This window comes from Caballeronia terrestris, assembly GCF_001544515.1.
Lineage (GTDB): Bacteria > Pseudomonadota > Gammaproteobacteria > Burkholderiales > Burkholderiaceae > Caballeronia > Caballeronia terrestris.
Genome location: NZ_FCOL02000473.1, coordinates 1 through 1,111, shown reverse-complemented (window position 1 = coordinate 1,111; position 1,111 = coordinate 1). Strand labels below are relative to the sequence as shown.

Sequence of the window (1,111 nt, the reverse complement as noted above, 5' to 3'; positions counted from 1 at the left end):
AAAGCACACCGGCTCCTCAAGCGCTGGCCGCCTGACTATGCCGACCGCCCCGCGTACACCACTCTTGACGATTTCTCTCAACAAATTCATCCGTGTGTTGGGCGGCCTTCTTTTTGCTGCTATGCAGTAACATCCTGCAGGGGAGGTAGGGGCGTGTAGGTCGTTATTTGCTTGTTTCGGCGGACTCGCTTTCGGCGACGGGGAGGTTTATGAAAACCCCTGATCAGATCCGAGCTTACGCCCGGCGCAGGATGGTTTCGGGGATCGAGCGCTTCATCGCCGCCACCCCGCCAGAACAGATGGCGCGCGCCAGACAATCGACGAACGCATAGATGTGGGCCGCGCGGCTGACAGCGCCCCGTGCCGAATCCGACGAATCAGACCGATTGAAAGGACACAAGTGATGGAAGAAGACGAGAGCACATTGCGCATCGCCCGTACGCCCGAAGGGCAATGGTTCGGGCGGCTTCAAGTCGGTTCGGACGAAATCATTCTTGGCGCCTATAAGTCACCGCAAGAAGTCGAGCAGGTTGCCATGAGATCGGCCTCTATCCCGACCGAGTCGAAGTCGAGGGTTTGTGCGAGCGCAGGCGGAGTCATGCGTTAGGAGAGCCGGATCAAATAGTTAAAGCCTCGTTCGTTGGCTAGTTCCGGCCGCATCCCTAAGCGGTCGCTCACGGATCGGCGCCGGCCAAATCAAAGCAGATGGCCCTCCGCGATTTCCGGGGGCGAGATCATCGCAAGCGGATCTGACAAATTCACTCACTCGGCACTGGGAAAACGCCGCCGACGCGACAGGCTTCGCTTATCGTGGCTATGCGACAGACCATCTGCGGATAGCGAAGGGATTGAGCGGGCGAGTGCAGCACGGAGAGTTCGCCGGCTCCCCGTCCCGAATCTGCTACAAGCATTCCTGCGCTTGCTCAGGTAACGCGGACCAATTCTCCTTCGGCTAAGAACCACGCCGACATCGTCCGTGCTAGTTCGAGCACGACCTCCGCGTCGGTCCGGCCGGAGGACGCGCGCACGTGGAACGAATGATCTGCGTCGTCCACCACATGCAGCGTGGCGCGTGGCCCCAGCGTCTCGACGACCGACCTCAGCAGGTGAA

Annotated in this window: 1 protein-coding gene and 1 pseudogene; one reads left to right on the top strand and one right to left on the bottom strand. The window is 60.1% G+C overall.

Features of this window, described 5'->3' with window-relative positions; all coding sequences use genetic code 11:
- Window positions 1-403: 403 nt before the first annotated feature.
- Window positions 404-607: a hypothetical protein gene (locus AWB67_RS38355; protein ID WP_087660903.1), complete on the top strand. Its 204-nt coding sequence runs from the start codon at window positions 404-406 to the stop codon at window positions 605-607.
- 316 nt (window positions 608-923) lie between these two features.
- Here AWB67_RS38355 and AWB67_RS42860 read toward each other — a convergent pair.
- Window positions 924-1,111 (bottom strand): annotated as a pseudogene (locus AWB67_RS42860) (alpha/beta family hydrolase); the annotation flags it as partial.

Bases quoted from the DNA above. Each gene is read 5' to 3' on its own strand.
- AWB67_RS38355 (WP_087660903.1), top strand. From the start codon at position 404: ATGGAAGAAGACGAGAGCACATTGCGCATCGCCCGTACGCCCGAAGGG.